The sequence below is a fragment of the Bacillus sp. FSL M8-0350 genome, assembly GCF_038593345.1.
Lineage (GTDB): Bacteria > Bacillota > Bacilli > Bacillales > Bacillaceae > Bacillus > Bacillus safensis.
Map to the genome: position 1 here is coordinate 667,505 of NZ_CP151985.1, position 23,603 is coordinate 691,107.

18 protein-coding genes are annotated in these 23,603 nt (G+C 42.1%); 12 read left to right on the plus strand and 6 right to left on the minus strand.

The annotated features are described in order from the left end of the window. Positions 1–15: 15 nt before the first annotated feature. Positions 16–237 carry a DUF2892 domain-containing protein gene (locus NSS80_RS03375; protein WP_024424522.1) on the minus strand — a complete coding sequence of 74 codons (222 nt, stop codon included), beginning with the start codon at positions 235–237 and terminating at the stop codon, positions 16–18. A gap of 125 nt (positions 238–362) precedes the next feature. On the opposite strand from NSS80_RS03375, the gene NSS80_RS03380 reads away from it, so the two are divergent. Next, positions 363–2,105 carry an adenine deaminase C-terminal domain-containing protein gene (locus NSS80_RS03380; RefSeq protein ID WP_024426688.1) on the plus strand — a complete coding sequence of 581 codons (1,743 nt, stop codon included), beginning with the start codon at positions 363–365 and terminating at the stop codon, positions 2,103–2,105. A 560-nt stretch (positions 2,106–2,665) separates the two neighbouring features. Further along, positions 2,666–2,980 carry a YerC/YecD family TrpR-related protein gene (locus tag NSS80_RS03385; protein WP_024424524.1) on the plus strand — a complete coding sequence of 105 codons (315 nt, stop codon included), beginning with the start codon at positions 2,666–2,668 and terminating at the stop codon, positions 2,978–2,980. Positions 2,981–3,231: 251 nt separating this feature from the next. On the opposite strand, the gene NSS80_RS03390 is transcribed toward NSS80_RS03385, so the two are convergent. Next, positions 3,232–4,812: an FMN-binding glutamate synthase family protein gene (locus tag NSS80_RS03390; RefSeq protein ID WP_041116087.1), complete on the minus strand. Its 1,581-nt coding sequence runs from the start codon at positions 4,810–4,812 to the stop codon at positions 3,232–3,234. A 139-nt stretch (positions 4,813–4,951) separates the two neighbouring features. Here NSS80_RS03390 and NSS80_RS03395 point away from each other — a divergent pair, with 139 nt between their 5' ends. Further along, on the plus strand, positions 4,952–5,182 hold the full coding sequence (locus tag NSS80_RS03395; RefSeq protein ID WP_017366762.1) for a hypothetical protein: 231 nt from the start codon (positions 4,952–4,954) through the stop codon (positions 5,180–5,182). Between the two features lie 23 nt (positions 5,183–5,205). Here NSS80_RS03395 and NSS80_RS03400 read toward each other — a convergent pair whose 3' ends face one another. Next, entirely contained in the window at positions 5,206–5,571 is a 366-nt protein-coding gene (locus NSS80_RS03400) for a DUF2283 domain-containing protein (protein WP_041116088.1), read from the minus strand. 273 nt (positions 5,572–5,844) lie between these two features. Between NSS80_RS03400 and NSS80_RS03405 the strand changes: the two genes are divergently transcribed. The 5 genes from NSS80_RS03405 to NSS80_RS03425 all read left to right on the plus strand — a co-directional run bounded on the left by NSS80_RS03405 (position 5,845) and on the right by NSS80_RS03425 (position 13,211). Continuing rightward, the gene (locus NSS80_RS03405; protein ID WP_041108669.1) at positions 5,845–6,537 is read left to right on the plus strand and encodes a heptaprenylglyceryl phosphate synthase; all 693 of its coding nucleotides are present in this window, start codon (positions 5,845–5,847) and stop codon (positions 6,535–6,537) included. A 57-nt stretch (positions 6,538–6,594) separates the two neighbouring features. Then, on the plus strand, positions 6,595–8,817 hold the full coding sequence (gene pcrA / locus NSS80_RS03410) for a DNA helicase PcrA (protein ID WP_041116090.1): 2,223 nt from the start codon (positions 6,595–6,597) through the stop codon (positions 8,815–8,817). A gap of 40 nt (positions 8,818–8,857) precedes the next feature. Further along, a complete protein-coding gene (gene ligA / locus NSS80_RS03415) occupies positions 8,858–10,864 on the plus strand; it encodes an NAD-dependent DNA ligase LigA (protein WP_041116092.1) in 2,007 nt (668 codons plus the stop codon). A gap of 42 nt (positions 10,865–10,906) precedes the next feature. Continuing rightward, positions 10,907–12,076, plus strand: a complete 1,170-nt coding sequence (locus NSS80_RS03420) for a CamS family sex pheromone protein (RefSeq protein WP_241770673.1) — start codon at positions 10,907–10,909, stop codon at positions 12,074–12,076. A 127-nt stretch (positions 12,077–12,203) separates the two neighbouring features. After that, positions 12,204–13,211 carry a phosphotransferase gene (locus tag NSS80_RS03425; protein ID WP_034282815.1) on the plus strand — a complete coding sequence of 336 codons (1,008 nt, stop codon included), beginning with the start codon at positions 12,204–12,206 and terminating at the stop codon, positions 13,209–13,211. Between the two features lie 43 nt (positions 13,212–13,254). Here NSS80_RS03425 and NSS80_RS03430 read toward each other — a convergent pair whose 3' ends face one another. After that, positions 13,255–13,953 carry an MgtC/SapB family protein gene (locus tag NSS80_RS03430; protein ID WP_169510856.1) on the minus strand — a complete coding sequence of 233 codons (699 nt, stop codon included), beginning with the start codon at positions 13,951–13,953 and terminating at the stop codon, positions 13,255–13,257. Positions 13,954–14,114: 161 nt separating this feature from the next. Next, positions 14,115–15,596 (minus strand): sodium/proline symporter PutP, encoded by a 1,482-nt coding sequence (putP, locus tag NSS80_RS03435; RefSeq protein WP_034282812.1) that lies wholly within the window; start codon positions 15,594–15,596, stop codon positions 14,115–14,117. A gap of 422 nt (positions 15,597–16,018) precedes the next feature. Between putP and gatC the strand changes: the two genes are divergently transcribed. The 3 genes from gatC to gatB are packed head-to-tail and all read left to right on the plus strand — an operon-like array spanning position 16,019 to position 19,225. Beyond that, positions 16,019–16,309, plus strand: a complete 291-nt coding sequence (gene gatC, locus NSS80_RS03440) for an Asp-tRNA(Asn)/Glu-tRNA(Gln) amidotransferase subunit GatC (RefSeq protein WP_024424549.1) — start codon at positions 16,019–16,021, stop codon at positions 16,307–16,309. A 14-nt stretch (positions 16,310–16,323) separates the two neighbouring features. Next, the gene (gatA, locus tag NSS80_RS03445; protein WP_041116096.1) at positions 16,324–17,781 is read left to right on the plus strand and encodes an Asp-tRNA(Asn)/Glu-tRNA(Gln) amidotransferase subunit GatA; all 1,458 of its coding nucleotides are present in this window, start codon (positions 16,324–16,326) and stop codon (positions 17,779–17,781) included. A 13-nt stretch (positions 17,782–17,794) separates the two neighbouring features. Then, the gene (gatB, locus tag NSS80_RS03450; protein ID WP_024424551.1) at positions 17,795–19,225 is read left to right on the plus strand and encodes an Asp-tRNA(Asn)/Glu-tRNA(Gln) amidotransferase subunit GatB; all 1,431 of its coding nucleotides are present in this window, start codon (positions 17,795–17,797) and stop codon (positions 19,223–19,225) included. A gap of 179 nt (positions 19,226–19,404) precedes the next feature. Here the strand turns inward: gatB and NSS80_RS03455 are convergent, their stop codons facing one another. Next, positions 19,405–20,250, minus strand: a complete 846-nt coding sequence (locus NSS80_RS03455) for a TetR/AcrR family transcriptional regulator (protein WP_034282806.1) — start codon at positions 20,248–20,250, stop codon at positions 19,405–19,407. A gap of 131 nt (positions 20,251–20,381) precedes the next feature. On the opposite strand from NSS80_RS03455, the gene NSS80_RS03460 reads away from it, so the two are divergent. Next, positions 20,382–23,600: an efflux RND transporter permease subunit gene (locus tag NSS80_RS03460; RefSeq protein ID WP_041116098.1), complete on the plus strand. Its 3,219-nt coding sequence runs from the start codon at positions 20,382–20,384 to the stop codon at positions 23,598–23,600. The last annotated feature ends 3 nt before the right edge of the window (positions 23,601–23,603 follow it).

The window sequence follows — 23,603 nt, forward strand, 5'->3', positions numbered from 1 at the left end:
AAAAAGAAGGCTGCCTTACTCAGCCTTCTCTTTATGTGTGTCCTGCTGCTCACACATATATGTCACTGGACAAAAACGAAGAATACCAGATCCCAGTTTCATACCGCCAAACATGATGCCCAAAAGCAGCATTTTACTCCATGGTTTTCTAGCATATAAGGATCCAGCCACAGTACATATTGTCATTCCACAGGCAATTCTAATGAGCGCTTCCATTAAGCCGAGATTAGGTTTCATTGAAGGTGAATCTCCTTTTTTAAATTATTTTAAGTGTGATTTCAAGAAATTGTAACGTTTCATTAATGCGTAACATGGTTCGTTATGTTACGATAGGGCTAATACAAATGAAGGAGAGTATGTGAATGTCCGAACGTACTTTTAATTGGAGAAACAATGACATCCGCACACAAATCGATGTAGTCGACTCAAAAATAGTTCCAACACTCCTTTTAACGAATGGACTCGTGCTTAACCCGTTTTTGAAGCAATGGGTGAAGGCAAATATTTGGATACATGATGATCGAATTGTTTATGTCGGAGCAGAGCTTCCTCAAAATAAATCAGCTAAACGTGTGATTGATTGTGAAGGGAAATACATTGTGCCTGGGTATATAGAGCCTCACGCGCACCCGTTCCATATTTATAATCCCCAATCACTTGCAGAATATGTGTCTCAATTTGGCACAACAACAATGGTCAGCGATAACTTATTTCTTCTTTTGCAAAGCAATGAAAAGAAAGCGCTTTCCACTCTGTGTGAATTAAAAAAGCAGCCATTTCAGTATTTCTGGTGGTCCAGATACGATCTTCAAACGGAAGTCAGATATGAAGATGAGATGCTGCCAGTCAACTACCGGAAGGAATGGATTGATCATCCTGACGTCCTCCAAGGCGGCGAATTAACAAGCTGGCCAAGATTGATGGACGGTGATGATCTCATTCTATATTGCATGCAAGAAACAAAGAAGCAGAGAAAACGAATTGAAGGGCATTTCCCTGGAGCTTCTGAGAAAACGCTAACAAAAATGAAGCTGTTTGGCGCGGACAGTGATCATGAAGCGATGAATGCGGACGATGTGTTAAAACGCTTGTCCCTTGGCTATCATGTTTCATTGCGGCATTCTTCCATCCGTCCAGATTTAGTGAACATTTTAAGAGAACTGCATGAGCGTGACTTTAGACATTATGATCACTTTTTCTATACAACAGATGGTGCTGCCCCTCACTTTTATGAGGAAGGCATGATTAACCGCTTGATTTCAATTGCCCTTGAAGAAGGCGTGCCGATCATTGATGCGTATAATATGGCGACATTTAACATTGCAAAATACTATCAAATTGATGATTTACTAGGCGTTGTTGGTCCAGGCCGGCTGGCTTCATTGAATATTTTAGATGATCCAATGAACCCAAATCCTGAAACGGTCATATCTAAAGGGGTTATTCTCAAATTAGATGGCGAGAACCAGCATCAATTCCAAGAAACAAAATGGGAAAATGGCGGGCTGGCTCCATTAGATTTAAGCTACGACCTCACGATGAGTGATTTGCAATTCTCTATGCCGCTAGGTGTCAAGATGAGAAATGCCGTTATTATGGAGCCTTATACGGTGGAAATTGATAACTCAATCAACCAGCTGTCATGTGACCATGATCAAAGCTTCTTTAGCCTGATTGACCGAAAAGGCGAGTGGCGTGTGAATACGATGCTAAAAGGGTTCGCAAATAAAGTGCAAGGCTTTGTCAGCTCATTTTCGCTCACGGGTGATATTTTAGTGATCGGGAAAAATAAAGAAGATATGATGCTGGCACATAAGCGGATGAAAGAAATTGGCGGGGGAATCGTACTCACAGAGAACGGGAAAATTTTGCACGAAATTCCGCTGCAATTATCAGGCTGTGCATCGGCTGAACCGTTTGAGACTGTTCTTCAGCAGGAACAAACATTGCGCGAGCTGCTCATTGAGCGCGGCTATCCATTTGATTGCCCAATTGATACACTTGTCTTTTTCCAAAGTACACATTTGCCGTATATTCGAGTGACACCAAGAGGAATATTTGATGTCATGAAAAAAACTGTACTCTTTCCGTCTATAATGCGTTAAAATATAACAGAGTGGAGCTGTATCATCTTTGCCACATTTCTGACTGCTGTTATAGGGCAGAAGTGAGCCATGGTTCTCTTCACTGCCATGTAAGTGAAAATGATCTTATGTGGAGCTGTTGACAAAGCAGAGGGCTTTGACATGACGAATGAAGTACTCTAATTGTAAAATGAATCTGTCGGTTACGCTGACCGGCCAATATATTTTGAATGATTGAGCAAGGCGGGGCGCATATTTGTGGTCTCGCCGAGCTTTTCGCAAAGCCTGTATATAAGGGTAGAAGACCTAACCAAGCAGAAGTCATCTTTATACCGAAAGCAAACAAGTTTGTCAGATTGTCATACAAGGAAAATGACAGAACTTGTCGAATTTGTTTACGATAAAGAAGCTTCGGCTTACGAAAGAACCTGACGGCATTTTCAGCGTAGAACCAAACCTGTCATGATCTGTTCAAAGCTCATTGCTGAGGTTTTAAAAAAATTAGTCAGGAAAGATACCGCTTTCTCAGAAGAAGATCGTGCGAAGCGGTGGGGCAATAGTAAAGGAGAAGATGTATTAAGATGCAAATTGATAAATTAAGGGGCAAAAGCTTAGATCAGTTATTCAACTCCATCTTATCCCTTAAAGACCTGGAAGAATGTTATCGATTCTTTGATGATTTGTGTACCATCAATGAAATCCAATCTTTATCACAGCGTCTTGAAGTAGCACGTATGCTTCGCGAGGGAAACACGTATCATAAAATTGAGACGGAAACAGGTGCAAGTACTGCAACCATCTCACGTGTCAAACGCTGCTTGAACTACGGAAACGATGCCTATACGATGGCTCTTGACCGCGTAGCAGAACAGCAGGAAAATAACGAAACAAAATAAAGCAGCTTTCACTGTAAACAATCCTTTTTACGAAAAATGGACTTGTTTGCAGTTTTTTTATGAAAAGGCGGGCAGGGGCTGATAAAGTGTCCCTGTTTTTTTACTTTAGCTCGCCCATCAACCATCTTTCTCCTTCATAGGAGATGCCGTCTTCGCTTGAGATGATTTCCTTAAACTCTACTGTTTGCAAACTTAGTACGCGATTGATCAAATATATTAACAAAAAAGGCGCGTTTCCGCACCTTTTCGAGCTAGACAGATGGCTGTGTGCCTGAGAACATCGGCACTTCGCTTGTCTCGCCATTCTCTTGTCTAAAGATAATATGTTTTTCATTAAAATGAATAGGCGATTCTATTCCCGCAGCTGCGGATAAATTAAACAAACCTTCTCTAAGAGACAGGATATAATTGCACACTCGGTATTTTTTTTCTTCAATCGATAAACCCTTTTGCAGCTTTGGGTCAGTCGTGGCGACGCCGACTGGGCATTTATTCGTGTGGCAGACTTGGGCACGAATGCATCCGACTGAAAACATGAGACCTCTGGCAATATTCACAAAGTCAGCTCCCATTGAAAGGGCGATCGCAATTTTATCAGGCGAGAGAAGCTTGCCAGAAGCAAAGAGCTTCACCTGATGTCTGACACCGTATTCTTTCAATATTTGATGAACCATTGGGAGCGCCGTGAAAATCGGCAGCCCTGCGGAATCCGCCAATTCATGAAAGGACGCCCCTGTACCGCCTTCTCCGCCATCCACTGTAATGAAATCAGGGTGTTTCCCGCTTTTTTTCATATAGCTGGCGAGCTCTTCAATATTTTCTTTATGTCCGACAACAAGTTTGATTCCAACTGGCTTTCCGCCTATACTCCGCAGCTGTTCAATGAAATCAAACATGTCAGGAATGGAGTGGAACATCTCAAAGCTGTTTGGGCTGTCAATGGATTGGTGAGGCGGTAATTTACGGATATTCGCTATTTCTTCCGTGACTTTTTCGCCGTCAATATGACCGCCGCGTGTTTTTGCTCCTTGTGCCAGCTTGAGTTCAAAGGCTTTGACTTCCTCGTGTTCGCTTTTTTTCTTGAATTCTTCAAAGGAAAATGCGCCATCCTCTGTTCTAACGCCAAATAAACCAGGCCCAATCTGGCAAATGATATCTGCGCCGCCTTTGAGGTGATAAGGAGAAAGCCCGCCTTCACCTGTGTTCATCCACGTCCCGCCGGCCATTTTTAATCCTGAAGATAGAGCTGTAATCGCCCTGTCGCCTAAGGAGCCGTAGCTCATGGCAGATTGACCGATCAGTCCTTTCACATGGAAAGGCTTTTGACATGTATGTTCGCCAATGACTTGTACATCCTCTTGATGAAGAAAGTAAGGATTTGCTTCGACTTCTTTGACATGTTCACTTCTTCGCAGTAAATTGTCTTGATCAATCTGATACACTTTTGTTTTGATTTTTTCAGATTGATCGATGCGAAGTTCATTTCGCTGCTTTGGAAACAGGACGTTTCGAATATAATAGCCTGGCTTGTCAAAATCACGTTTTGATCCAAAGCCCATCGTCCGGCTTTTGTACTTCCCTGACATGACCGCCTGCTCGTATTCTCTTCTTGAGAAGGGCAGTTCCTCTCGGTCATTCAGAAACAGATATTGGCGAAGCTCAGGTCCTATTTTTTCAAAGATAAACCGCAGCTTTCCAATGACCGGATAATTTCGCAGAACTGAATGTTCCTCTTGTTTTTCATCCCTCATCCAAATCCAGATCAATAGAATGATTGGGATGATCAAACAAATGACTAGCAATGCGCCGATGACAATTAAAGTTGTTGTCACGAAGATCCCCTCTTTTCTCTTTCATTGCTGTTGTTATTCCACTTTTTAATGAAAGAGAAACCACATCAGCATATTGTGACGTTTAGAAATGAAAAGGCGGGGTAACTTACAAATAAGATCATAAGGGGAGGGAACATACATGAATAAGCGTCCAAATGCGTATGTACTTGCAGGATTAGGGGTTGGAGGAGCTGTGTTATTAGCGGTAAAAAATAAACAGCATCTGAAAAAATGGGCAAGCATGTTCCGTTCAGATGAAAAGGTTCCTGAAAAAGCCGGCCACCCAGATCCATTAGATATCCAAGACAACAAGATGGTCGACGAAGGGGCCATGACATCCGTCCATTACTTTAATGAAGTGAGACAATAGTTTGAAAAAACCGTTTTGAAAGATCAAAACGGTTTTTTTCTTGTGATGTTATAGCGAAGAGGATCGACAATAGTAAAACCGATCAGCCCATTGTGATCAGGTGTTGAGAATTGGAATTCAACGCCTGACAGTTGATAGGTTGAGAGAATTTCCTGATCCGTCAAACGTAAAGAAAGCTCATCCTCATAAACCGGTGTGTTCCGCAGCACTTTGGATTCTTCTGAAAATAACTCCAAGCCAGCCACTCGGCCCTCTTGGTCGATATCTACATTGACACATTCATTGACATCTAATTCAATGGTTTTTTTGATTTTCATATGCTTCGCTTGCGGGGTGATATAGATGTATCCGATGTCTATATTTTGTTCATATGTAATCGTTCTTTTCAATGGGGTCACCTCTGCTTAATAGATGGTTTTTAAATCTATAGTAAAATATCCCTTTATTGTATAATAGCATGTGACAAAGTGCCAAAATAACAACCTCTTTCAGCTCCTCTTTGAGTGAATTTTTTAACTATTCTCCAGCAATTTTTTCTAAAGTCACAATCACCCATTTTCAAAAGAATGAAACTTTTAGCTAAAGGAGGTTACCCATTTTTTGCGGCCTTTGATTTTGTTATAATATTTAAATGGAATGAAACGAATGGAGGAACGTTTTTCATGTATGATGTTACCGAGTGGAAGCATGTCTTTAAACTCGATCCAAATAAAGAAATTTCCGATGAACAGCTAGAAGCGATTTGCGAATCTGGGACGGATGCCATATTGATTGGCGGAAGTGATCATGTGACAGAGGACAACGTGCTTCAATTGATGTCAAAGGTCCGCCGGTTTCTAGTGCCATGTGTGCTCGAAATCTCCACACATGAGATGATTGTGCCTGGCTTTGATCTGTATTTCATCCCGACCGTTTTAAACAGCTCTCATCCTGACTGGATTGTTGGGCTGCATAAGGACGCAATGAAGGAATTCGGTGATTTGATGTCAATGGAAGAGATTGTGCCTGAAGGCTATGTGATCTTAAATGAAGATTGTAAAGCGGCCAAGCTTACAGAGGCAAATACAGCGCTGGATATTGATGACGTCAGGGCATATGCAAGAGTGGCAGAGCATTTGATGAAGCTGCCCATTTTTTATCTGGAATACAGCGGAACGCTTGGAGACATAGAGCTTGTCAAAGAAACAAAAGCAGTGCTTGATGAAACAGTTCTTTTTTATGGCGGCGGCATCCAGAACGCTAAGCAGGCAAAAGACTTCTCGCAGCATGCAGACGTTGTGGTTGTAGGAAACGTCATTTATGACAATTTCAAAGAAGCTTTAAAGACAGTCGAAGCAGTCAAAAAGTCATCATAGTCAAATAAGACGAAACGGGTTAAAATAGAACATAAGTTCGAATTGGCGGTGAATGGAATGAATGAAATATCGAATCATCTATTAGAAGGGCTGAATGACGCGCAGAAAGAAGCAGTCAAAGCAACAGACGGTCCTCTATTGTTGATGGCAGGAGCAGGAAGCGGGAAGACACGGGTGCTCACACATCGAATTGCCTACTTAATGGCAGAAAAGCATGTGGCGCCGTGGAACATTTTAGCGATTACATTTACAAATAAAGCAGCACGTGAAATGCGTGAACGTGTCCAAGCTATTTTAGGGCCTGGCGCAGATGACATCTGGATCTCTACGTTCCACAGCATGTGTGTCCGTATTTTAAGACGCGATATTGACCGTATTGGTGTGAATCGCAACTTCTCTATTTTAGACACATCTGACCAGCTTTCAGTTATTAAAAACATTTTAAAAGAACGGAATATCGATCCTAAAAAGTTTGACCCGCGCAGCATTTTAGGTTCCATCAGCAGTGCAAAAAACGAACTCATTGACGCAGAGGAATACGCCAAAACAGCGGGTGATTTCTATGATCAAGTGGTCAGCGATGTCTATACAGATTATCAAAAGCGTTTACTCAAAAACCAATCACTCGACTTTGATGATTTAATTATGATGACAATTCGTCTGTTTGAGCGCATTCCTGAAGTATTAGAGCACTATCAGCGGAAATTCCAATACATTCATGTGGATGAGTATCAGGATACGAACAGAGCACAGTACATGCTTGTGAAACTGCTCGCGCAGCGCTTTCAAAATATATGTGTTGTCGGTGACTCGGATCAGTCTATTTATCGCTGGCGCGGAGCGGATATTACAAACATTCTCTCCTTTGAAAAAGATTATCCATCCAGTGAAGTGATTCTGCTTGAGCAAAATTACAGATCGACGAAACGCATTTTGCAAGCCGCAAATACGGTCATTCAAAACAATGCAAACCGGAAGCCGAAAAATCTTTGGACAGAAAATGATGAAGGAGCGAAGATTGCCTATTATCGTGCAGATAATGAATTTGGTGAAGGACAATTTGTCGCAGGAAAGATTCGTCAGCTTCATCAGAGCGGAAAGCGCAAATTATCCGATTTTGCGATCCTTTACCGGACAAATGCTCAGTCTCGTGTCATAGAGGAAACGTTAATGAAAGCCAACATTCAGTACAATATTGTCGGCGGCACGAAGTTCTATGACAGAAAAGAGATCAAAGACATTTTGGCATACTTACGCCTAGTGGCAAACCCAGATGACGATATTAGTTTTGCGCGAATTGTCAACGTACCAAAGCGCGGAATCGGGGCGACATCTGTTGATAAAATTGCAGCATATGCGGAGATGAATGACCTGTCTATGTTTGAAGCACTTGGTCAGGTGGATTTCATTGGACTGAGTGCACGGGCAGCCAATGCGCTTGATGAGTTCAAACAGCTCATTGATCAAATGACGAACATGCAGGACTATTTATCTGTCACTGAATTAACAGAAGAAATTCTAGAGAAAACAGGCTATCGTGAAGCGCTGAAGCTCGAAAAAACGATTGAAGCACAAAGCCGCTTAGAAAATATTGACGAGTTTTTATCCGTCACTAAGAACTTTGAAGAACAAAATGAAGACAAGTCACTTGTGACCTTCCTGACAGATCTCGCCCTCGTCGCAGACATTGATAAGCTGGATGAGAATGAAGAAGAAGATCAGGATGCCGTTATCTTAATGACACTTCACGCCGCAAAAGGTCTAGAATTCCCTGTTGTTTTCTTAATGGGAATGGAGGAAGGGGTCTTCCCGCACAGCCGTTCATTGATGGAAGATGCAGAGATGGAAGAAGAGCGCCGCCTCGCTTATGTTGGCATCACACGGGCTGAAGAAGAGCTTTATTTATCAAGTGCAAAAATGAGAACACTTTTCGGCCGGACGAACATGAACCTTGAATCTAGATTCATTCGAGAAATACCAGCTGATTTATTGGACAACCTAAATGAGAAAAAAGAAACAAAAACACCGTTTGGCCAAACAAGAGAAAGACCGCAAAGACGGGGACCTGTCTCACGTCCGCAAACACAAACCATTCAAAACACAGGCGGCGGCAGTATTGGCTGGGCTGTGGGCGATAAAGCGGCCCATAAAAAATGGGGCGTTGGTACGGTTGTGAGTGTGAAAGGCAGCGGAGACAGCACAGAGCTTGATATTGCGTTCCCAAGCCCGACAGGCATTAAGCGTCTTCTCGCAGCATTTGCACCAATCGAGAAGCAATAAACTGATAGGACAAAACGGATGAATTGAAAGGAAGAAGCAGATGGATAAAGAAGCAGCGAAACGCCGGATCGAGGAACTGCACCAGATTTTGAATCAATACAACTACGAATATCATACACTTGATCGTCCAAGTGTTCCTGACGCTGAATATGATGCGCGGATGCGTGAGCTGATTTCTCTGGAGGAAGAGCACCCTGATTTAAAAGCAGCGGATTCTCCTTCACAAAGAGTAGGCGGCGCTGTTTTAGACGCCTTCCAAAAAGTGCGTCACGGCACACCGATGCTCAGCCTTGGGAATGCGTTTAATGAACAGGACCTTCTTGATTTTGACCGCCGGGTTCGTCAAGCAGTCGGTGACGATATCGCATACAATGTCGAGCTGAAAATTGATGGACTCGCTGTTTCTCTCCGTTATGAAAATGGCGTGTTTGTCCGAGGAGCGACACGCGGAGATGGAACAACGGGGGAGGATATTACTGAAAACCTCAAAACGATTCGTTCCATCCCGCTTAAAATCAAACGCCCTCTGTCGATTGAAGTGAGAGGCGAGGCATTTATGCCAAAACCTTCTTTTGAAGCATTAAATGAAAAAAGAATACAAAACGAAGAAGAGCCGTTTGCAAACCCGCGTAATGCGGCTGCAGGTTCACTTCGTCAGCTTGATACGAAAATTGCAGCGAAACGAAACCTTGATATATTCGTCTACAGTATAGCGGAGCTTGATGAAATTGGTGTTGAAACGCAAAGCGCAGGACTTGATCTTCTCGACGAACTTGGCTTTAAAACAAACAAAGAAAGACGGATGTGCCAAACGATCGAAGAAGTCATCGACCTCATTGAAACATTAAAAGTAAAGCGTGCCGATTTTTCATATGAAATCGATGGAATTGTCATTAAAGTCGATTCACTGGCTCAGCAGGAAGAACTCGGCTTTACAGCAAAAAGCCCGCGCTGGGCGGTTGCGTACAAGTTTCCGGCTGAAGAGGTCGTAACGAAGCTGCTTGATATTGAACTAAGCGTCGGGCGTACAGGCGTAATTACACCAACAGCGATTCTTGAGCCTGTCAAAGTAGCAGGGACGACAGTGCAGCGTGCATCTCTTCATAATGAAGATTTGATCAAAGAAAAGGATATTCGCTTGTTTGATCAAGTGATTGTGAAAAAAGCCGGCGATATTATTCCTGAAGTCGCAGGTGTCCTTGTCGATCAGCGTACAGGCGAAGAAAAGCCGTTTCACATGCCAACTGAATGTCCAGAGTGTCATAGTGAGCTGGTGCGAATCGAAGGCGAAGTGGCCTTGCGATGCATCAATCCAGAATGTCCTGCCCAAATACGTGAGGGACTCATTCACTTCGTTTCCCGTAATGCAATGAATATTGATGGGCTTGGCGAGCGGGTCATTACACAGCTCTTCAAGGAACAGCTAGTCTCTCGTGTGTCCGACCTTTACCGTTTAACGAAAGAAGAGCTCATTCAGCTTGAACGAATGGGCGAAAAATCTGTCGACAATTTACTGCGTTCGATTGAGCAGTCGAAAGAAAACTCTCTTGAGCGTTTACTATTTGGACTCGGCATTCGATTTATTGGTTCAAAAGCGGCAAAGACCTTGGCGATGCATTTCGAAAACATCGATCAATTAAAGCAAGCAACGAAAGAACAATTACTTGAAGTCGACGAAATTGGTGAAAAAATGGCAGATGCCGTCGTCACGTACTTTGAGAAAGAAGAAATACTCGATCTGCTGAACGAACTAAAAGAGCTTGGAGTCAATATGACCTATACAGGACCAAAGCCGATAAAAGCAGAAGAAAGTGATTCCTACTTTGCAGGAAAAACCATTGTGCTGACAGGAAAGTTAGAAGAAATGGCTCGAAACGATGCAAAAGCAGCGATCGAAGCGTTAGGCGGCAAGCTGGCAGGCAGTGTGAGTAAAAAAACAGACCTAGTCATTGCCGGAGAAGCAGCGGGGAGTAAGCTGACAAAGGCAGAAGAACTCAATATTGAAATTTGGGACGAAGCTAAAATGCTCGAGGAGCTAAAGAAATAAGAGGAGTGTTTTCTATTGAAAAAGTTGTTATTGCTGCTGACAATGCTCACACTGGTATTGTCAGCGTGTGCACCTTTTGGGGGAAAGGAAGAGGAAGAGGTCACACAAAAAACGGATGAAACGAAGGAAACAAAGGAAACAGCCATCATCCCGATGTACAATATCTCTGACTCCTATTACAAAATGGTGCTACCGTTTAAACAAGGAGCTGCGAGAGGTTTAACAGCGGAGCGTCTCAACACACGCTTGGACATTGATGAATTTGAAACAGGACTCATGCGCCTCGCAACAGAGTCATTTAATACAAACGACTATCTTTTCCAAGAAGGACAGCATTTAGATGAGGACACCGTTCTCAGCTGGCTAGCACGCAAAAAAACAGGCAGTGATCTGAAAAAGGCAGAAAAAGATGATAAAAACTTTAAGAATCTAGGCTTAAATCCTGCTCTTCCAAATTCAGGTTCAACAAAGTCTAAAAATGAAAATAGTCCCATCTACTTAGCTTCGATGCTAGAGCATAATTACTTAATTAGAAAAGACAAAAACAGCTTACAGCTTGGCGGAGTTGTCATTGGTCTTGCACTGAACTCTGTTTATTATTACCGTGAAAAGATCGGTGACCCGCAGCAAGAGGTGACCATCGATTCATCGAAAAATTCAAAGAAACTTTTAGCAGAGGGTGAAAAAATCGCTGAACAAGTGGTCAAGCGCATTCGTCAAATGGACGGACTGCAAAAAGTGCCTGTCATGATTGCCCTTTATAAGCAAGCACCAAAATCATCTATCGTTCCAGGCAACTTTATCGCCAAAACGGATGTGAAAGCAGGTTCTGCTGATATCGGAAATTGGGATACGCTCAATGAGGAGAATGTATTCTTCCCTTCAGATAATGCGAAAAGCAGCTACAAAGATGATTCAGAGCGATTTGACCGCTTCAAGACAAAGGTCGAAGACTACTTCCCGAATTACACTGGTGTTGTAGGAAAAGGCTTTTACAAAAACGGCAACCTGCAAAAAATGAAAATCGAAATTCCAATGCAGTTCTATGGAAAAACGGAAGTCGTAGCCTTCACACAATATTTAACGGGTGAAGTCATGGATTATTACAAGAGTACCAATATTGAAATCAACATCACATCTTCTGATCAACAAGAAGCCCTTATCACGAAAAATGCTGAAGACAAAGAACCGACTGTTCATATATATGACTAAATAAGAGGGATTTCCAAACTCTTGTCAAAATATTAGTAGAAACCAAGAAGAAAGGCAGGTATGTTGATGCTCGTATAATGCTGATTACCGTCAAGAACATTTAAAAAGACGATAAAGGAGAATCAGCATGCATAAAGAAGTAAAAGCACGATACGATGAACAGAAAGTCTTAAAGAAAGCGGCTCACTTGTATAAATTTCAGCTTGACCAAGTCACATTTCTAGCCGATGCAGAAAATTATGTGTATGAATATAAGGCAATGAATGGGGAGAATTATATATTAAAAATCACCCATACCATTCGTCGTTCACCCACATATATTTTAGGAGAAATGGACTGGATTCGATTCCTGTCTCATCATGGTATTTCCGTAGCAAAGCCGATTTCATCAGCAAGAGGAAAAGACGTTGAAACCATTCCTGATCAAGCCGGAGGCGCATTTTTACTCCGTGTGTATGAAAAAGCACCGGGGAGAAAAGTGAATGAAGGAGATTGGAATGGGGAGCTGTTTGAAGCGTTAGGGTCCTATACAGGACGAATGCATCAAATAACAAAACGATATCAAGTAAAAGACCCTCTTTATAAGCGTCAAGAGTGGTATGAAGAGGAGCAATTAAAGCTTGATCAATATATTCCGTCTGATCAAACGGTTGTTTTGCGAAGAAAAGATGAACTGATGCAAAAGCTTCACCAGCTCCGAATTTCGAAGGATGTGTATGGGCTGGTGCATGCCGATTTGCATCACGGGAACTTTCATTATCATCAAGGAGAGATTATCGCATTTGATTTTGATGATATTGGATATCACTGGTTTATCAATGATATTAGTATTTTGCTATACAATGTTCTTTGGTATCCAGTGATTCCATATGATGATAAAGCTGAATTTACGGCAGAATTTATGAGTCATTTTTTAAAAGGCTATCGACAGGAGAATGAGCTTGATGACGCGTGGCTGGCAACAATCCCTGATTTTCTCATGCTGCGTCATATGCTTATTTATGGGCTTTTACATCAAGCATTTGATCTCCAAACAATGACTTCTGACCAAAAAGCCATGCTGTCATGTTTTCGAAAGGAAATTGAGCAAAAAACACCAATTACTCCTTTTGACTTTCAACAGCTGGCCCGATAAAAGAAACCCCTTGCTGTGTCAAACAGCAAGGGGTTTTTTATGACTACACCGTATCACACTTCACGCCAACGACGCCTTCTAGATCTTTAATATCAAAGTACACATCGGTTGTATAGCGGTCTTTATGCACTCGTACACGTACTTCCATGATCGGATAGTCCTTTTCTTTTAAATCATCAATTCGTACAGAATGAATGCGGATATTGAGGGCTTTCATTTCTTTTAAAATATCGGTCATGCGGTTTCGGTCAGAAAGAGACATTCTGATGCGGATTTCTTTTTCCTGCAGACGAATCGGTCCGATCCGCTGGAAGAGCCATGGCAGAAATTCGACACTAATGAGAATAAAGAAAAGACTGAGGAAGGCTTCTTTATAAAATCCTGCACCTGTTGCAACCCCAAGTCCTGCTGCTCCCCATATCATCGCAGAAGTCGTGAGTCCTGAGATGACATCATTGCTTTTTCGAAGAATCACACCTGCTCCAATAAAACCAACACCAGATATAATTTGCGCCGGTAACCTGAGTGGGTCCATTTGAAGCTTAGAGACTCGAGGGAAATTGTAGGCTGCATCAATGCTGATGATGGTTAAGACGCAGGAGCTGACAGCAATGACAATACACGTTTTTAAGCCGAGGGGCTTTTTCTTCAGCTCTCGTTCAAGCCCGATAATCAGACCGATTAAGGTGGCCACGGCTAATTTTAAGACTGTATCCCATTCAATTGTCCAAAACATGCGTATCGCTCCTTTCACTTCATGTACGTTTCACAACATGTATATGATCTTCTCACAGCCCATATGGCTGCACAACTCTTATTTTATTCAGTTTCTGAAGAAAGAAAAGCTTTTTATTTTATTTAAAAAGAGAGTCATCCGCATAGGGCAGATGACTCTTCAATTCTTTATTTTGTTTCTTCTTCAAGATGATCTTCCATTTTGTGAAATAGCTGTTTTGATGCTTTTGACGGCTTACTTGTCAATAAGCTCACAATAATGGCAGCTAATCCACTAAGGGTAAAGCCTGGAATCATTTCATAAATACCTGTGGCATGGTTGAGGCCTGTTGTAATCCATGTCAGAACCACAACTGCACCAACGATCATTCCAACTAGGGCACCGTGATGATTCATTCGTTTCCAGTATAGGCAAAGCAAGATGACTGGACCGAATGAAGAACCAAATCCTGCCCACGCATAACCGACAAGGTCAAGAATGGTGTCACTTGGGTTAAGTGAAAGGCAGAGAGCAATCACAGCGACAACGAGTACAGACATCCGGCCAATCATGACGAGCTCTTTGTCTGATGCTGTTTTTCTAAAGAACGTTCTGTATAGATCTTCTGTCATGGCACTTGCTGTGACAAGCAGCTGAGACGAAATTGAACTCATAATCGCAGCTAAAATGGCAGAAAGTAAAAATCCAGTGATATATGGATGGAACAATACTTTAGAAAAAACGATAAAGATGGTTTCAGGATCAGCAAGATTCATACCCGTTTCATGAACATAGGCAACACCCACTAAACCGACAGACAGTGATCCAATCACTGAAATAATCATCCAGCTCATTCCAATTCGGCGTGCTGGTTTTAAATCTTTAACGGACGTAATGGCCATAAAGCGCACGATAATATGCGGCTGTCCAAAGTAACCTAGTCCCCAGGCAAGGAAGGAAATAATGCCAATGACGCTCGTTCCTCTAAAAATATCAAGCAATTTAGGGTCAATCTGTTGAATATCTTGGAATGTAGCAACAGGTCCGCCTAATTGTGTAAAGGCAACGATCGGCACGAGCACTAATGCTAAAAACATGATAGCTCCTTGGACAAAGTCCGTTAAGCTCACTGCCAAAAATCCGCCGAACAATGTATACAAAATGACAATACTTGACGTCAAAATCAGTCCAAACATGTAGTGAGCACCGAATGCTGACTCAAATAAACGTCCGCCTGATACCATCCCAGACGATGTATACAGCGTAAAGAAAATTAAAATGATGACGGCTGAAACAGCTTTTAATAAAGCAGATGAACCTTTGAAGCGTTTATCAAAGAAATCAGGAATCGTAATCGCATCATCCGCAATCTCTGTATAAGAACGTAAACGAGGTGCAAGAATGAGGTAGTTCAAGTAAGCACCAACGATTAAACCAATCGCAAGCCAGGCTGTCGATAAACCCGTTTTATACATTTCACCTGGCACACCCATCAGCATCCATCCGCTCATGTCTGCAGCACCTGCTGAAAGGGCTGTAACGAATGGGCCAAGCCCGCGTCCGCCAAGCATATAATCATTTAAATCATGTGTTTTCCTGAATGCATACCAACCAATGGCAAGCATCCCGATAAAATAAATAGATAAGGAAATTGTAACTTCAATACTCATTTTGTGTTCTCACCTTTTTCGTATTAATTTGACATCACCTCAATCAAAATATACAGAAGTGCGAAGGCAGCTTTTTTGCTTGACTGTCCCGCTCACTGCTATGGTTACTTAACCTAACAGAGTATTCCCAAGTGATCAACCTGCCTAAACCTCTTCATTTTGAAGAAAAAATGTACCGATCGATGATAAGAATCAATATGTAAGCGATTACAAAAATAAACAAAAGTAAAAATTTTCTGAAAAATAAAAGTCGCCTGATGAATATTTCTTTTATCGATTTGATAAAAAGACGTTTTCAAGAGAACGAACCTTTCACGGCACCTGCGTAAAGTTGCTTTAGAACAGTAAAATTTGATATGATAAAGTGTATATAACTTATGATCATGACCACGAGTACGCATCATTTTTGGAGGTGAACCTGCATGTCAAGAATTTCAATAGAAGAAGTCAAGCACGTTGCGCATTTAGCAAGGCTTGCGATTACAGAAGAAGAAGCTGAGATGTTTACAGAACAGCTTGATAGCATCATTTCATTTGCAGAGCAGTTAAACGAGGTAGATACGGAAAACGTTGAACCTACTACACACGTATTAAAAATGAAAAACGTCATGAGAGAAGATGTTCCGAATAAAGGTCTTTCCATTGAGGCAGTCGTCAAAAACGCGCCTGATCATAAAGACGGCTATATTCGTGTGCCATCAATTTTGGACTAAAGGAGGCCCGAGACATGTCACTGTTTGATCACAAAATTTCTGAATTAAAAGAGCTTTTACATAAAAAGGAACTGTCTGTTTCTGATTTAGTGGACGAGTCTTATAAACGAATCAATGAAGTAGACGGAAAAGTACAAGCATTCCTTGCACTGGACGAAGAGAAAGCACGTGCGTATGCAAAGGAATTGGACGAGGCAGTTGGTGAAAAGGACGAGCTTGGCCTATTGTTCGGTATGCCGATCGGTGTGAAAGATAACATTGTTACAAAGGATTTGCGTACAACAGCTTCAAGTAAAATCCTGCAAAACTTTGATCCAATTTATGATGCAACCGTTGTGAACCGCCTAAGAGACGCTGAAGCAGTCACAATCGGTAAATTAAATATGGACGAATTCGCTATGGGATCTTCTACGGAGAACTCAGGCTTCAAAGCGACGAAAAACCCATGGAATTTAAATACCGTTCCAGGCGGATCAAGCGGTGGATCAGCAGCTTCTGTTGCAGCAGGTGAAGTACCATTCTCACTTGGATCAGATACAGGCGGTTCAATTCGTCAGCCAGCATCTTTCTGCGGGGTTGTGGGTCTTAAGCCGACATATGGCCGTGTATCCAGATACGGATTAATCGCATTTGCTTCATCATTAGACCAAATTGGTCCGATTACACGTAATGTAGAAGACAACGCATATGTTCTTCAAGCCATTGCAGGTGTCGATCAAATGGACGCAACAAGTGCAAATGTCGATGTCCCAGATTTTCTTTCTTCATTAACTGGCGACATCAAAGGCTTGAAAATTGCTGTGCCGAAAGAATACCTTGGCGAAGGCGTTGGCGAGGAAGCAAAAGAATCTGTTCTTCAAGCGTTAAAAGTATTAGAAGGACTTGGTGCTTCGTGGGAAGAAGTGTCTCTTCCGCATTCTAAATATGCGCTTGCGACTTACTACTTACTGTCTTCTTCAGAAGCATCTGCGAACCTTGCTCGTTTTGACGGCATCCGCTATGGCTACCGTACAGATAATGCAGACAACCTGATTGATTTATACAAAAATACTCGTTCTGAAGGCTTCGGAGACGAAGTGAAGCGCCGCATCATGCTTGGTACATTCGCGCTAAGCTCAGGATATTACGATGCGTACTATAAAAAAGCGCAAAAAGTCCGTACATTGATCAAAAAAGACTTTGAAGATGTTTTCGAAAAGTATGATGTCATTGTAGGACCAACAACGCCGACTCCTGCATTTAACATTGGTGAAAAGACAAGCGACCCGCTAACCATGTATGCAAACGATATTTTAACGATCCCTGTTAACCTTGCAGGCGTTCCAGGAATCAGTGTGCCTTGTGGGTTTGCAAATGGCCTTCCGTTAGGACTGCAAATCATCGGCAAGCACTTTGACGAAGGAACAGTGTACCGCGTGGCTCACGCTTTTGAGCAAGCAACAGATCATCATAAAGCAAAACCTGAACTGTAAGGGGTGAATCAGAATGAACTTTGAAACGGTAATTGGACTTGAAGTCCACGTAGAGCTAAAAACACAATCGAAAATTTTCTCAAGCTCGCCGACACCTTTTGGTGCAGCTGCCAACACGCAAACAAGTGTCATCGACCTTGGATATCCTGGCGTACTGCCTGTACTGAACAAAGAAGCGGTGAACTTTGCGATGAAAGCGGCCATGGCGCTGAACTGTGAAATCGCAACAGATACAAAATTTGACCGTAAAAACTACTTCTATCCTGATAACCCAAAGGCGTATCAAATTTCTCAGTTTGATAAACCGATCGGTGAAAACGGCTGGATTGAAATTGAGGTAGAAGGCAAAACAAAACGAATCGGTATTACGCGTCTCCATTTGGAAGAGGATGCTGGGAAACTGACGCACACAGGCGACGGTTACTCACTCGTCGATTTCAACCGTCAAGGCACACCGCTTGTTGAAATCGTATCTGAGCCAGACATTCGCACGCCAGAAGAAGCGTATGCTTACTTAGAAAAATTAAAATCCATTATTCAATATACAGGCGTTTCTGACTGTAAGATGGAAGAAGGCTCACTTCGCTGTGATGCCAATATTTCTCTTCGCCCAATCGGCCGTGAAGAGTTTGGTACAAAGACAGAGCTCAAAAACTTGAACTCATTCGCTTTCGTACAAAAAGGCCTTGAATTCGAAGAGAAGCGTCAAGAGCAAGTATTGCTTTCTGGCGGATTGATCGAACAGGAAACCCGCCGTTATGACGAAGCGTCTAAAAAGACGATCCTGATGCGTGTCAAAGAGGGATCTGATGATTACCGCTACTTCCCAGAACCGGATTTGGTGGAGCTGTACATTGATGACGAGTGGAAAGAACGCGTAAGAGCATCGATCCCAGAGCTTCCAGACGAGCGCCGCAAACGCTATATCGATGAGCTTGGACTCCCTGCATACGATGCAATGGTACTCACGCTGACGAAAGAAATGTCTGATTTCTTTGAAGCGACCATTTCAGAAGGTGCAGAAGCGAAGCAAGCATCGAACTGGCTCATGGGTGAAGTATCTGCTTACTTAAACTCTGCTCAAAAAGAGCTGGACGATACAAAGCTAACGCCGCAAGGACTTGCTGGCATGATCAAGCTTATTGAAAAAGGAACAATTTCCTCTAAGATTGCGAAAAAGGTATTCAAAGAGCTCATTGAAAATGGAGGAGATGCAGAAACAATCGTCAAAGAAAAAGGACTTGTCCAAATTTCTGACGAAGGTGCACTGCTCAAACTTGTCACAGAAGCACTTGATAACAACCCGCAATCCATTGAAGACTTTAAAAATGGTAAAGACCGCGCGATTGGTTTCTTAGTCGGACAAATCATGAAAGCATCGAAGGGCCAAGCTAACCCGCCGATGGTGAACAAGATTCTCCTTGAAGAAATCAAAAAACGCTAAATCGCAAAAAACCGCCTGATGAAACAGGCGGTTTTTTTGCTTGAAATGACAGGGTCTTAACATAGATTCAGACCACCGCCGTATATCAATTTAGAGAATCTTTTCTTATAATGAAGCATAAGCGAAAGTGCACATTCGAAGGGGGAAAGGTGAGCTAAATCGAAAAACAGCACGACATGTTACTGAAGAAACAGCTTCAATTGCTCCACTGCTCTTAGAACAGCAGGCTCCTCACACTTTTCTAAATTCGTCAGCATTCCTTGGATGACTGGCTTTCGAGGTTCAGCTTTTGCCAGCTCTTCTTCAATCACTTCAATGGATACAACGGTATCATCTGAAAGCAGATGCTCAAGCTTTAACAAGCGAAGCTCCTCTTGAAGGGAAGCAGCACTCGGCGCTTCATCATCCCAAATGCTTTGCTTCAAAATCGGCTTCGTCTGAGAACGAAGCAAGCCGTGAACCAGATCATCAAACCGTTCGAGTATAAAGGATGAGAGCTCATCAAATGATAATTTCATTTGATCCTGTAAAAGCAGAACCTGCACATATGATTGGATAATTCCTTGAATCATGACTGACAGGTCAGTTATATATGGTTCGATTTCCTGTCCATAAGTGGTCAAGATGGAAATTTGAATTTCATCGTTCATTTGCTTTTTCACAGTTTTTGAATACTTTTTAATCTGCTGGTTTTCCGGAATAATGTTCTCGCTGAGGATCAGAATGATAAAATCCTTGTTCTCAGCAAAATGCTGAAACTGTTCAGCGATTTGTTTCTGAAAGATCTCTCTCGGCGCGAGATGCTGATTCTCTTTTCGAATCATTTCGATAGTTTGCATCGAAGTGTCGATATAATATTCAAACGCTCGGTTGAAAAGCTGTTCCTTTGATTTGAAATGTAAATAAAATGCGCCTTTTGATATTCCGCATTCATCTGCAATTTCCTGAATGGTCGTAGAAGAAAAACCCTTTTTCGCAAACAATTGGATGCTTGCTTTAATGATTTTTTCTTTTTTTTCGTTCATGAAATAAGGCCCCTTCAGCTTTAGAATGTTACGTCAAACGCAAGTGAAATGGTTGACGGCATTGTATATCACCGTTTATTATGATATAGAATGACCAGTCAGTCAATACATAAAGGAAAATGGAGGATATAATGAATTCGATCATCAATTTTGTATTAAAGAATAAGTTCGCTGTATGGCTCATGACGATTATCGTAACAGTTGCTGGTCTATATGCCGGATTGAATATGAAACAAGAATCAATCCCGAATATCAACACGCCAGTCATTACGGTTTCTACAACGTACCCTGGCGCAACGCCGGACGAAGTATCAGATAAGGTGACAGATCCAATTGAAAAATCGATTCAAAACCTCAATGGGGTCAGCGTGGTCACTTCTAATTCATTTGAAAATGCATCATCCATTCAAATCGAGTACGATTACAACAAAGACATGGATGAAGCAAAAAAGGAAATTGAAGATGCGATTAGCAATATCGATTTCCCTGAAAATGCAGAAAAACCTAAAATCGCACGCTTTAGTATTAATGCGATTCCAATCCTAGCTCTTAGTGTCTCTGGTGATAAAGAATCATTACAAGACCTTACACAAAAAGTAGAAAATGATCTCGTTCCTTCACTTCAAGGATTAGACGGTGTCTCTTCTGTCGAAACTTCAGGACAGCAAATCAAAGAAGTAGAATTTTCGTTTAAACAAAAGAAATTGAAAGAATACGGTCTAGATGAAGATACCGTCCAAAACATGATCAAAGGCTCTGATGTGAATGTACCATTAGGTCTATACACATTTGGCAACAAACAAAAATCAGTTGTCGTGGACGGCAATATTTTAAGCGTCAAAGATTTGAAAAACATGCGTATTCCAGTCACACCAAGTGCAGGCGGCGGTGCGGGAAGCGCTGGAGCTGGAGCACCTTCTAACGGCTCAGAAAACCCAGGTGCGCAAGGTGCGGAGCAGCAGGCTGGAAGTGCAAGCCAGCAGCAAGCAGCAGCTCAGCAGCAAGCAGGTGCAGCAAGCAGTCAATCTGTAGAGCTGCCGACGATCAAGCTATCTGAGATAGCAGATATTAAAGTCGTAAAAGATGCAGAATCGATCTCTAGAACGAATGGAAAAGACAGTATCGGTCTGCAAATTGTCAAAGGCTCTGATGCCAACACAGTGAGTGTAGCAGAAGAAGTCACAAAAGAGCTTGAGAAATTCAAAAAAGACAACAAAGGCATCAAAGTAAGCACCACATATGATCAAGCAGAGCCGATTAAAGAGTCTGTCAGCACAATGCTGAACAAGGCGATCATCGGAGCAATCTTTGCGATCATTATCATTATGTTGTTCCTTCGAGATATCAAATCAACATTAATTTCGGTCATTTCCATTCCGTTATCTCTGTTGATTGCTGTTTTATTATTAAATCAGCTGGATATTACATTAAATATCATGACACTTGGTGCCATGACCGTCGCCATTGGGCGTGTTGTCGATGACTCGATAGTGGTCATAGAAAACATCTATCGACGAATGGCATTAAAGGATGAACCATTAAAAGGCAAGGCACTCGTCAGAGAAGCCACAAAAGAAATGTTTATCCCGATTATGTCTTCGACCATTGTGACTATTGCAGTATTCTTACCGCTAGCATTAGTAGGTGGAATGATTGGTGAACTATTCATCCCATTTGCCCTAACGATTGTGTTTGCGTTACTTGCTTCACTGCTTGTCGCCATTACAATTGTTCCAATGATGGCACACAGTCTATTTAAAAAGAATCTCTACGGCACAGCGAAAAAAGTAAAAGAACATAAACCAAGCAAGCTTGCTGGCGGTTATAGACGTGTACTTAATTGGACACTCAACCATAAATGGATCACATCAGGAATTGCCATTCTTATGCTTGTCGGAAGCTTATTCTTAGCACCACTTGTCGGTGTCAGCTTCTTACCACAGGAAGCAGAGAAAACGGCCATGGTGACATACACGCCAGAACCTGGACAAACGAGAGAGCAAGCAATTGATGAAACGAAAAAAGCTGAAGAATATTTGATGAAACGGGATCATGTCAATACAGTTCAGTATTCACTAGGCTCTTCAAATGCTATGACCGCAAGTGTTGGCGGTAACTCTAACGGTGCGTTATTCTTCGTACAATATGATGATGACACGCCAAACTTTGATAAAGAAAAAGACCGCGTGGTCAAAGCTCTTCAAGACAAAGCGTCTAAAGGGGAATGGAAATCACAAAACTTCTCATCTGCTGGTGCAAATAATACCGTGACATACTATGTGTACGGGGACAAAGCAAGTGATATTGAAGGCACAGTAAAAGATGTTGAGAACATCTTAAAAGATGAGAAAAACCTGAAAAATGTCAGCACAAGCTTATCTGAGAAATACGACGAATATACGTTTAATGCAGATCAAGAAAAACTGGCGAAACTAGGTCTAACTGCTTCACAAATCGCTCAAGCGATTGCACCTCAAAATAGTGAAACAACACTGACGAAAGTCACAGAGGACGGCAAAGAACTTGATGTGAAGCTTCAAACGGAAAAAGATGAATATAAGAGCAAAAAAGATTTAGAAAACAAAAAGATCACCACACCAACAGGGCAAGAAGTCCGAATTGGTGATGTCGTCAAAGTAAAAGATGGGACGACAGCAAATACGGTGACAAAACGTGATGGAAAAATCTACGCAGAAGTGTCTGGTGACATGACAACAGACGACGTCTCAAGTGTAACGCAGGATGTTCAGAAGAAAGTCGATAAGCTTGACCTAAAATCTGGCGTAACGATTGACACAGGCGGCGTAAGTGAGGATATTGAGGAATCCTTTACACAGCTTGGCCTTGCAATGCTAGCAGCGATTGCCATTGTGTATCTCGTTCTCGTCATCACATTTGGCGGAGGTCTTGCACCATTTGCGATTCTATTCTCACTGCCATTTACGATTATTGGTGCGCTGCTTGGATTGTTTATAGCAAAAGAAACCATCAGCTTAAATGCCATGATTGGATTGCTCATGCTAATCGGTATCGTTGTAACTAATGCCATTGTCTTGATTGACCGAGTGATTCATAAAGAACAAGAAGGTCTCTCAACAAGAGAAGCGTTACTTGAAGCAGGTACAACAAGATTACGTCCAATCTTAATGACGGCACTTGCGACAATTGGTGCACTGCTGCCACTCGCATTAGGATTTGAAGGTGGAAGCCAGATCGTATCAAAAGGACTTGGTGTTACCGTAATTGGCGGTTTAACAAGTTCTACACTTCTCACATTGGTTATCGTTCCAATCGTGTATGAAATGTTAAGCAAGTTTAGACGTAAGAAAAAGTACGCAGAAGAAGAGTAAGAG

Coding starts and splice junctions, on each gene's coding strand:
- gatC (WP_024424549.1), top strand. CDS start 16,019: ATGTCAAGAATTTCAATAGAAGAAGTCAAGCACGTTGCGCATTTAGCA.
- ligA (WP_041116092.1), top strand. CDS start 8,858: ATGGATAAAGAAGCAGCGAAACGCCGGATCGAGGAACTGCACCAGATT.
- NSS80_RS03380 (WP_024426688.1), top strand. CDS start 363: ATGTCCGAACGTACTTTTAATTGGAGAAACAATGACATCCGCACACAA.
- NSS80_RS03460 (WP_041116098.1), top strand. CDS start 20,382: ATGAATTCGATCATCAATTTTGTATTAAAGAATAAGTTCGCTGTATGG.
- NSS80_RS03405 (WP_041108669.1), top strand. CDS start 5,845: ATGTATGATGTTACCGAGTGGAAGCATGTCTTTAAACTCGATCCAAAT.
- NSS80_RS03385 (WP_024424524.1), top strand. CDS start 2,666: ATGCAAATTGATAAATTAAGGGGCAAAAGCTTAGATCAGTTATTCAAC.
- NSS80_RS03420 (WP_241770673.1), top strand. CDS start 10,907: ATGCTCACACTGGTATTGTCAGCGTGTGCACCTTTTGGGGGAAAGGAA.
- putP (WP_034282812.1), bottom strand. CDS start 15,596: ATGAGTATTGAAGTTACAATTTCCTTATCTATTTATTTTATCGGGATG.
- pcrA (WP_041116090.1), top strand. CDS start 6,595: ATGAATGAAATATCGAATCATCTATTAGAAGGGCTGAATGACGCGCAG.
- NSS80_RS03375 (WP_024424522.1), bottom strand. CDS start 237: ATGAAACCTAATCTCGGCTTAATGGAAGCGCTCATTAGAATTGCCTGT.
- NSS80_RS03395 (WP_017366762.1), top strand. CDS start 4,952: ATGAATAAGCGTCCAAATGCGTATGTACTTGCAGGATTAGGGGTTGGA.
- gatB (WP_024424551.1), top strand. CDS start 17,795: ATGAACTTTGAAACGGTAATTGGACTTGAAGTCCACGTAGAGCTAAAA.
- NSS80_RS03425 (WP_034282815.1), top strand. CDS start 12,204: ATGCATAAAGAAGTAAAAGCACGATACGATGAACAGAAAGTCTTAAAG.
- gatA (WP_041116096.1), top strand. CDS start 16,324: ATGTCACTGTTTGATCACAAAATTTCTGAATTAAAAGAGCTTTTACAT.
- NSS80_RS03455 (WP_034282806.1), bottom strand. CDS start 20,250: ATGAACGAAAAAAAAGAAAAAATCATTAAAGCAAGCATCCAATTGTTT.